Genomic DNA, 9,637 nt, shown 5'->3' on the forward strand with positions numbered 1-9,637 from the left:
CCCACCCCCGGCTTGATGCTTCCGGGGCGTAGGCTACCCACTCAAACTTCAGGAGAGGCGAGACTCAACGCCGCAGAGCCGCCACTCAATGGTGTGTTCACGTAGCGACGAACTCGCCAACGCGGCACGGGTACGGAGGGCCGCGGAGAGCGTTGTCATGCAGCGCTGAGCCCGGTCACTCGCCTCCCGCCTCAGCTCCCGTACTCGTGCGGCGCTCCATCGACAGCCGATCGTCGCGTTCGCGGAGCATCCAGTAGACGATGCCCAGGACGAGCGTGGCAAGCGCCAGTGCGGCAATCGTTTGCGCTTCCGTGACCTTGCTGTCCAGGACGATGAACTTCCTGGACAGGGCCAGCAATGCGATCAGCACCACGGTCTTGACCTGCACGATGCTCTCCCGGCGCATTGCCACCCGAATGATCGAATGCTTGAATTCGAGCGCGATCAGCAAGGTCATGATCATCCCGAACAAGCCCTGAAATACTTCGTGATCCAGCGGATCGATCGAGCCCGTCACGAGCAGCGGCACCACACGCGTGACCAACTGAAGCAGGGCGAGAGCGATGACCAGCGCGATGATCACGCTCAGGATGAACGCGACCACATGCTCGAAGCGTTCGTAGTGGTTCATCAGGGGCCAATGCTCGCGCGTCTCCTGGAGCAATTGGCCCGAGCTGCGACGAGGTGACGGCATACTGCCCTCCCTGCCGATGGTGGGCGCTCATTCTGCGCCAGATCCAGGAGCCCCACTTGTCCACGCGCTGCAGCGGTCGCGGCCGCGGAGCGGCGGGCTCACAGCTTGCCCGGTCGCGTCGGCAGATGGCCCGGCATCAGCACTTCGCCGTTCGGGCCCCACTCGACCTGCGTGATGCCCGGCTCCAACGCCTCGAGCCGGCGCCGTTCCAGTTCGTCGGCGCTCGGGACGGTACAGGGGTCGAAGGCCAGCGCCTCGCGCAAGTCGGCCAGCAGCTCCGGTTCGCTCCACGGCTTCGGGATGTAGCGGTAGACCCCGGCCCGATTCACCGCCGCCAGCACGGTACCGAAGTCGGAGGCCGCGCTGAGCATCAGGCGCACCGTGCGTGGGTCCAGTTCCCTGGCGCGGGCGAGCAGCGTCACGCCATCCATCCGCGGCATGCGGTAGTCGCTGATCAGCACGTCGACGTGCACCTCGTGCAGGCGCTGCAGGGCGTGCAGCGGATCGGCACAAACCTCCACGCCGAGCTGCTGCGGCTTGAAGTGCCGCTGCAGCAGACGCCGCAGCGCGTGCAGGATCGGCGTCTCGTCGTCGACAATCAACACCCGCTTCACGAGCGAGCCTCCGGCGCCCCCGGTGGCGCCTGCACGGCCAAGGTCAGCGCCAGGCCATGTTTGCGCTCGAACGCACAGATGCGACCGATCAGGTCGTCGTTCAGTTGCTGGCCGGCCGACAGCAGCAGCACGCCCTCGGGCGACACGAAGTCCTGTGCCAGCGTCTGCCCGGCGCGCAGGTCCGCGGTACGCAGGCGCAGCGTCGCCACGGCCGCCTTGGGTGGTGCCGACGAAAACAGGCTCGCGAAGGCATCGACGACGGTCGGGTCGAACTGGCTGCCGCGAGCGGCGAGAACCGTGTGGCGGGCATCCAGCGGGCTCAGGGCCTGACCGTCGATCCGGCCACTGCGCAAGTCCTCGAAGGCGTCGGCCACAGCCAGGATGCGGGCACCGAGCGGGATCGCCGCGCCGCGCAGGCCATCGGGATAGCCCAGCCCGTCCCAGCGCTCGTGATGGGCGCGGATCAGCGGCGCGACGCCCTGCATGTCATCGCTGGCCAGCAAGGCCTGCTCCCCTAGCACTGGGTGCAGGCGGTAGCGTCGCAATTCATCGCGGTCGAGCCGGTTCACCGGTCGCGCCAGCACTGCGTCGCTGAGGCCGATGTGGCCGATGTCGTGCAGCAGCGCGGCAATCGGCAGGTCGTGCGCGGTGTCGGCATCCAGACTCATTGCCTGGGCGATGCGCCGAGACAGATCGGCCACCTGGCGCGCATGCCCGACCTGGGCGCTGCTGCGCAGCTCGATCAGCGCGGTGAAGGCCCTGATCGACGTCAGGTAGTTGCGCTTCAGGCGGTGGTTGGCGGCAGCGAGCTCCTCGGTGCGCAAGGCGACGCGGGCCTCCAGGCTCGCGTTCAGCGTCTTCAACTCGTCGTTCTGCTGTTGCGTGAGCCGCTCCAGCGCCAGCTTGTCGGCTTCGAGCTGCTGGTTCTGCGCGACCTGGCGCAGCGTCAGCAACAGCTCTTCGTCGTTCCAGGGCTTGGTGATGTAGCGGTGCAGCCGGCCACGGTTGATGGCCGCGATCGTCGAGCCCAGATCCGCCTGGCCCGTCAGCAGCAGTCGCGCGGTACGCGGCCAGCCCTGGCTGACCCGCTCGAGGAACTGCACACCGTCCATGCCGGGCATGCGCATGTCCGACAGCACGGCGTCCACCGGTTCTGTGGCGAGCAGCGCCAGCGCCTCTTCGGCGCGCCCGGCCGTCAGGATGCGCCAGCCCGTGGCGCGGAACAGCCGCCGCAGCGCAGCGAGGATGTTCGGCTCGTCGTCAACGGCGAGCACTGTCCAGGCCGGGACGGCGGCCGTCATGCTGAACCGCCTTCGACGCCCGGGCGCCGCACCGGCAGCGTGACGCGGAAGCACGAGCCGCGGCCCGGTTCACTGCGCACGTCGATGCGGCCATGGTGCTTCTGCACGATGCCGTAGGCCAGCGACAGGCCCAGGCCGGTGCCGCGTCCGACAGGCTTGGTGGTGAAGAAGGGGTCGAAGATGCGCGCCAGGTGTTCGGGTGCGATGCCGCTGCCGTTGTCCTCGACCTCGACCCACACCTTGTCCCCGGCATCCCCGCTGCGCACGACGATCAGGCCACGCTGCGGGCCGATCGCATGGGCCGCATTGACGAGCAGGTTCAGGAACACCTGGTTCAGCTCCGATGGCAGGCACTCGATGTCGGGCAGGGCGCCGTACTCGCGCTTCACGTCGGCCCGGTACTTGATCTCGTTGGCGACGATGTTCAGCGTCGAGTCGATGCCCTGGTGCAGCGAGGCCCAGACCCACTCCTGGTGGGTGTCGACGCGCGAGAAGTCCTTCAGGTCCTGGACGATCTTGCGCACGCGCGACAGGCCTTCCTTCGACTCGCCCATCAGCATCGGGATGTCCTGCTTCAGGTAGTCGAGCTCGACCCGCTCCCGCAGGGCCGCGAGCCGGTCCGCGGTGGCGCTGTCGGCGAGTGCCGGTTCGGCGTGCTCGTAGGCTTCGAGCATCTCGAACAGGCGCTCGAGATAGGCCTCCAGCGTGCCGAAGTTCGAGAACACATAGCCGATCGGGTTGTTGATCTCGTGCGCCACGCCGGCGGCCAGCTGCCCGATCGACGCCAGCCGTTCGGACTGCAGCAACTGGTCCTGCGCGCTGCGCAGGGTTTGATTCAGCGCGCGTAGTTCCTCGTTGGCGCGCTGCAGCGAGACGAGTTCGCTGTCGGGTTCGGTGGGGGTCATGGTCTTCACTGAAGCAGCGCTTCGCAGACGGTCTCGAACTGCGCCTCGGTGCGGGCGAACAGCCGCATGCAGGCCGCGTCGTCCAGGCGGCAGGCGGCCCAGACCGGCAGCGCCAGCGTCGGCACCGCCTCGTCGGCGTCGCCGGCCAGGCCGAGCGCGTGGGCCATCGCATCGGCTACGTGGGCGATGCCTGTCAACGTGACCTCGGCGGCGTCCGGCGGCGCGTGGTGCTCGCGGATGGCGTCGACGATGGGCGGCGCGAAGTTCCACTGCCGTGCGATCAGTCCGCCGACCTCGGCGTGATCGATGCCGAGCACGGCGCGCTCGGCGTCGCCATGGGGGCAATCCTGGTCGCGCCGCCACTGCTCGACCTCGGCATAGGCCGGTGCAAACGCGCTGGCCAGTGCCAGCCGGCCGATGTCGTGCAGCAGCCCGACCGTGAACGCCAGGTCGCCGTCGTCGCGCCGCAGTTCAGCGGCCATGGCCTGCGCGCACAGGGCGCTGCCGAGCGAATGGCGCCAGAAGGCGTTGTGGTCGAAGCCGGGATGGCGGCGAAAGCTGCCGGCCATGCCCGCGGCCGTGACGACGCCGCGCACCGTGCGCAGGCCGAGCACCGAGATCGCCTCGGCCACCGAGTGCACCTGCCGGCCGCGGCCGTAAAACGACGAGTTGGCCAGGCGCAGGGTCTTGGCGGCCAGCGCCTGGTCACGCGAGATCTTGGCCGCGTACTGCGCAGCGCTCAGCTCCTCGTGGCCGAGCGACTCGACCAGTTCGAGCACCACCGACGGCAGCGGGGGCAGGTCGCGCAGCGCGGCGAGCAGTTCGTCGCGGGAGATCGGTCGCAGGGCCGTCTTCATCGCACCGTTCATCGCGGCGCGTCCTGGCGGTAGCGCTGCACCAGGTGCAGCAGCGGATGCACCCGCCCATCGCGCAGGCTGTGGCGGAACAGGTGCGCCAGCGCCACCGGCGGCTTGTTGGGAGTCGCCGGGGTGGTCACTTCGAGGCCCCCGCTTGCGGCAGCAGCACCAACAGGCGGCCGCGTGCACTGCCGCTCAACGGCCGGCTCATCGCCCACCAGCGGCGCCCCGCGTGCATGTGCATCAGGGGCTCGCCGTCCAGCGCCGGCCGCAGGCTCTGCGGCAGATGCTCGTCCGCCGGCCCGCCCAGAAGGCTGCCATCCAGTCCGAACAGCGCCAGCGCCGGCGCGTTGGCGAAGACCAGCAGGCCTTGGTCGTCGATGCCGAACACGGGTACCGGCACGGCATCCAGCAATTCCTGCGCCGCCTCGCGACTGCCGACTTCGCGCTCGTTCTGCTCGCGCTGCGCGTTCAGCAGCGTCTGCAGCCGCCGGTTCAGCTCGGCCAGTTCCCGGTTGGCAGCCTGCACCTCCCGGTCGAGGCGGCGGTTCTGGTCGGCCATCTCCTTCAATCCGAAGGCCTCGCGCAGGTGCGAGCGCAACTGCTCGTCGTCCCACGGCTTGGCGAGGAACTTGTAGATCGCACCCTCGTTGATCGCGTCGGTGATCGATTGCAGCTCGGTGTAGCCCGAGAGCACCAGCCGGATCGTTTCCGGGTACAGCTGCCGGGCACGGCGCAGCAACTCGACGCCGGTCAGGCCCGGCATGCGCTGGTCGGACAGGATCACGTCGACCTCGTGACGTGCCATCAGCTCCAGCGCCTGCTCGGCGCTGGTGGCGCTGAGCAGGCGCCAGCCTTCGGCGCGCAGCAGCCGGCGCAGCGCGGCGACGATGTTCTCCTCGTCGTCGACCAGCAGCAGGGTGCGCTCGCGCGACCGCCGGCCGAGCAGCGCCGGATCGACGCGCCGGCCTTCGCGCAGCATCGTCTCGACCGCCGCCGCCGACTGTGCGGCACTGAACCACCAGCCCTGCATCTGGTCGCACTGGTTCGCGGCGAGCAGTGCCGCCTGGCCTTCGCTCTCGACGCCCTCGGCGAGCACCTTCATCTGCAGCTGGTGCGCCATCGTGATGATGGCGCGCGTGATCGACACGTCTTCGGCCGGGGCAGTGACGTCGGGCACCAGCGAGCGGTCGATCTTGACCACGTCGACCGGCAGCCGGCGCAGGTAGCTCAGGCTCGAGTAGCCGGTGCCGAAGTCGTCGAGCGAGACCTCGACGCCGAGCGCGCGCAGCGCCCGCAGGTGCTGCACCGCCTGGTCGAAGTTGGTGATCAGCATGCTCTCGGTGACCTCGACGCCGAAGCGCCGCGGGTCGAGGCCGCTCGCAGCGAGCAGGCCTTCGATGCGTCGCGCCAGGTCCGGCTGCAGCAGCTGGCGGGTCGACAGGTTGACCGCCATGCGCAGCGGCGGCAGCCCGGCGCGCTGCCAGGCCGCTGCCTGCTCGACGGCGCGGCGCAGCACCCAATCGCCGATGGGGACGATCAGGCCAGTCTCCTCGGCGATCGGGATGAAGCGATCCGGGGCGATGTGCCCCAGCGTCGGGTGCTGCCAGCGCAGCAAGGCCTCGACGCCGACGATTCGGCCCTGCACCAGGTCGACCTGCGGCTGGTAGTGCAGCTCGAGTTGCTCGTCGCGCGACGCCTGGCGCAGCGCTGTTTCCAGCGCCAGCCGTTCGGGGTCGTCGTCATGAGGTGCCCGGGCATAGACGCTGACCTGGTTGCGGCCCAGCCGCTTGGCCTGTTCCAACGCTGCGTTGGCGTGGCGCAGCAGGGTCTCGGCGCGGTCGCCGTCGGCGGGTGACCGCGCAATGCCGACGCTGCAGGTCAGGTGGATCTCGTGCGACCCGATCGTGATCGGCCGGGCGACGGTGTCCAGCAGCGCCTGCGCGACGTCCATCGCCGCTCCTGATGGAGAGGGCATCACGACCACGAACTCGTCGCCGCCGCGGCGCGCCACGAGATCGGTGCTGCGCAAGGGGGTGGCGATGCGTTGCGCCACCTCGCGCAGCACCGCGTCGCCGATGTGCAGGCCGAGGCCGTCGTTGATGCGCTTGAAACGGTCGAGCTCCAGCACCAGCACCGCGGTTTCGGCGCTGGTCTGCAAGGTCGCGCCCAGACGCTCGAAGAGCCGCTGGCGGTTCGGCAATCCGGTCAGCTCGTCGAACTGCAGGAGCCGCTGGATGCGCTGTTCGGCGGCGCGTCGGTCGCGCAGGTCGTCAACGCAGACATGGGCGAACGTCTCCCCGTCACTGGTCACCAGGCTGACAGAGACATCGACAGGAATCTCATGACCCTGGTGATGGCGAAGGCTGGTCTCGAAGCGCAGCGAACCGCGTTCGCACATCTCGCGCCAACGCTGCGGCCACTGCGTGTCGTCGACCTGCGTGTCGATGTCCGGCACACGCAGCCGCAGCAGTTGCTCCCGTGTGAGCCCCAGCAGCCGGCATGCCGCTGCGTTGGCATCGCGGAAGGCGCCGTCGGGCCCGACCTGGAACAGCGCGTCGTTGGCCTGTTCGACGGCATGGCGGGTCAATCGCAACTGGCGCTGTGCGTGCTCGCGGTCGCTCACGTCGCACGCGGAAGGGACGAGCCAGGCGATGCGTCCGTCGGGCCCGTAGAGCGGCAGCAGCGAGAAGTCCATCGACAGCGTGGTTCCGCGGCGCGTGGCCACACGCACGTCGAAGCGCGAGGCCTCCCCGCGCGATGCTCTGGCCAACGCCTGCTGCAGCCGCCGCTGCGACAACTCGCAGGCCTGCCACCAGGGCGTCGTCTCGAAACGCTGGCCGAGCACCTCCTCCGGCGCGGCGCCGATGGCCTGCAGCGCCGCCTGGTTGGCGTAACGCAGCACGCCGTCGGCGTCGAGCAGGCCGGCGAACACGGACGGACCGAGCCGATCCAGTACCTCTCGCAGCGCGCGTTCGGGGCCCGCAGACAAGGCTCGGGCTTCGAGCATCGTCAGCGCGGCATCGCGTTGCGGCATGGGCAGGGCGAGGTGGATCTCGACATGCGGGCAGTCTGCCGAGCGGTCTGCTCCGGCGGTGTGAGCAGTTGCGGGCCCCGACGATCGGATCAGATCGATGCTGGCGACGCGGGGACGGCGCGCGCTGCGTCATCGACCAGCCGCGCCAGCGTGCGCATGGCGCGCTCGAGCGCCTCGTCCCAGAGCTGGCCGCAGGTCAGCCGGATGTGGTGCTGAAACTCGGCGCGTGCCGAGAACATCGGGCCCGGGGCCAGGCTGATGCGTTGTCCCAGCGCGGCATGGTGCAGGGCCATCGCGTCGACGCCGACGGGCAGCTCGACCCACACGAAGTACCCGCCGGCCGGCCGCACCACCCGGGTCCCGTCCGGAAAGTGCCGGTTCACGGCTTGGAACAGGCTGTCGCGCTGCGTCTGCAACGACTGGCGCAGGCTGCGCAGGTGGCGGTCGTAGCCGCCTTCCTGCAGGTACTCCGCCAACGCAGCCTGCACCGGGATCGACCCCGACAGGCTCGTCATCAGCTTCAGCCGTTCGACCTCGCGCGCCAGCCGGCCGGGCGCCGCCCAGCCGACGCGGTAGCCCGGTGCCAGACACTTCGAGAACGACGAGCAGTGCAGCACCAGGCCGCGGCGGTCGTACGCCTTGGCCGGCAGCGGCGCTGCCTGGCCCTCGTAGAGCTCCGAGTAAACGTCGTCTTCGATCAGCGGCACGTCGTGGCGGGCGAGCAGTTCGACGAGGTCGCGCTTCTTCGCGTCTGGCATCAGGCTGCCGAGCGGATTCTGGAAGCTCGTCATCAGCCAGCAGGCCTGCGGGCGGTAGAGCTCGATCACCTGCGCCAGGCGGCCGAGATCGATACCCTCGCGCACATGGGTCGGCACTTCGATGGCGCGCAGGCCCAGGCGCTGCAGCGCCTGCAGCGCCATGTAGAAGGTCGGAGATTCCACCACCACCGCATCACCCGGCCGTGTCACGGCGTTGAGGCACAGGTTCAGCGCCTCCATCGCACCGTGGGTCAGCACGATCTCGTCGGTGGCCACCGACATGCCCTGGCGCAAGTAGCGCTTGGCGATCTCGCGCTTGAGCCGCAGATTGCCCGGCGGCAGGTCCTCGACCATGCTCCAGGGCTCGAGCCGCCGCGTGCTCGAGACGAGTGCACGGCGCAGCCGATCGAGCGGGAACAGGATGGGACTCGGAAACGCCGAACCGAAGGGCACGATGTCGCGGGCGCGCGCAGCACCGAGACATGCATAGATAAGGTCGTTGACTTCGACGGGTTGCGATCCGGACTGGGGCGCCGAGGTTTGCGGCTCGGCGAGCAGCACACCGTCGGCGCGTGCGGTGACGAAGTAGCCCGAGCGAGGCGCTGCGCGGACGAGGCCGCGGGACTCGAGCAGGTAGTAGGCCTGGAATACGGTGCTGGGGCTCACGCCGCGACTGGCACAGGTCTGGCGCACGGAAGGCAGGCGATCCCCCGCACGCAGCACCCCCGCAGCGATCTGCTGCTCGAGTTCCTGAGCGAGCAGTTCGAACCTCGTGGAGGCGGCGGTGGGGCGATTACGCATGGTGTCGGCACCGCGCCTCGGTCGACCGCTGGCTGGGGTGGGGTGGCGTCGTCGCAGTTTAGGGCTTGCGCGGCGCGACGCAAGCAGGTGACTGGGCCGCCTGCATCCCCGACAGCCTTTCCACGGTCAGTGGGTGCGCTTGCGTCTGGACTGCGGAATGTCATCGGATGGCAGGGTTTGCACTTCCGGTGCGAGTAGACCATGCCGCCCGGTCACGGCCAGAGGCGCATCGAAAGATCAACGTCCGGAGACTTCTAGAGTTCCAGCAACCTGCCCGTGACGAGTGACTGCACGTGGCCGTCCAGCGACGCCCAAGCACCGCGCTTGAATGATCGCTGTCTGCGCATCGCGATCATTCGACGCGCCGGTCTCAGCGTTGCCTATGCGGTACTGGCCGTCATCTGCGTAGACCGAGTGGCTGTTCCCTTGGGGCTGAATCCGGAATACCCACGAGTGTCGGCAGTGATCGACGACAGCAGCCAGCCGGAGCCAGCGCCGATGCGTTGGAAGCATGGGAGGTGGGGTCCTCGGTCCCATAGCCACGCCGCGCTGCAGGTTTGTTCGCACTACGCCCCGACTCTTGCAGCGACCGGGGCAACGTCCGAAGGAGCATCGACCTGCATGGCATCCAGGTCGATGATGGCATCGGCCATCGCCGCGAGGTGCGGGG

The 9,637-nt window shown here is 69.1% G+C and carries 8 protein-coding genes; all 8 read right to left on the reverse strand.

Annotation, left to right across the window (positions count from 1 at the left end; translation table 11 throughout):
* Positions 1-175 precede the first annotated feature (175 nt).
* Positions 176-631: a phosphate-starvation-inducible PsiE family protein gene (locus tag D9C15_RS32070; protein WP_445669287.1), complete on the reverse strand. Its 456-nt coding sequence runs from the start codon at positions 629-631 to the stop codon at positions 176-178.
* Positions 632-792: 161 nt separating this feature from the next.
* Positions 793-1,308, reverse strand: coding sequence for a response regulator (locus tag D9C15_RS32075; protein ID WP_128003524.1), 516 nt, complete (start codon positions 1,306-1,308; stop codon positions 793-795).
* Complete coding sequence (gene nosR, locus D9C15_RS32080) at positions 1,305-2,609, reverse strand: response regulator c-di-GMP phosphodiesterase, NosR family (protein WP_128003525.1); 1,305 nt, start codon at positions 2,607-2,609, stop codon at positions 1,305-1,307. The genes D9C15_RS32075 and nosR overlap by 4 nt, the downstream gene beginning before the upstream one ends.
* On the reverse strand, positions 2,606-3,514 hold the full coding sequence (locus D9C15_RS32085) for an ATP-binding protein (protein WP_240668678.1): 909 nt from the start codon (positions 3,512-3,514) through the stop codon (positions 2,606-2,608). Before D9C15_RS32085 ends, nosR begins: the two co-directional genes overlap by 4 nt.
* A 5-nt stretch (positions 3,515-3,519) precedes the next feature.
* The gene (locus tag D9C15_RS32090) at positions 3,520-4,371 is read right to left on the reverse strand and encodes an HDOD domain-containing protein (RefSeq protein WP_164886950.1); all 852 of its coding nucleotides are present in this window, start codon (positions 4,369-4,371) and stop codon (positions 3,520-3,522) included.
* Positions 4,372-4,379: 8 nt separating this feature from the next.
* Positions 4,380-4,511, reverse strand: coding sequence for a hypothetical protein (locus tag D9C15_RS34405; RefSeq protein ID WP_259372619.1), 132 nt, complete (start codon positions 4,509-4,511; stop codon positions 4,380-4,382).
* Entirely contained in the window at positions 4,508-7,408 is a 2,901-nt protein-coding gene (locus D9C15_RS32095) for an EAL domain-containing protein (protein WP_128003528.1), read from the reverse strand. Before D9C15_RS32095 ends, D9C15_RS34405 begins: the two co-directional genes overlap by 4 nt.
* Positions 7,409-7,497: 89 nt before the next feature.
* On the reverse strand, positions 7,498-8,967 hold the full coding sequence (locus D9C15_RS32100) for an aminotransferase-like domain-containing protein (RefSeq protein WP_128003529.1): 1,470 nt from the start codon (positions 8,965-8,967) through the stop codon (positions 7,498-7,500).
* Positions 8,968-9,637: the final 670 nt, after the last annotated feature.

It is taken from the genome of Piscinibacter defluvii, assembly GCF_004011805.1.
In the GTDB taxonomy this organism is placed as follows: Bacteria; Pseudomonadota; Gammaproteobacteria; order Burkholderiales; family Burkholderiaceae_C; genus Piscinibacter; species Piscinibacter defluvii.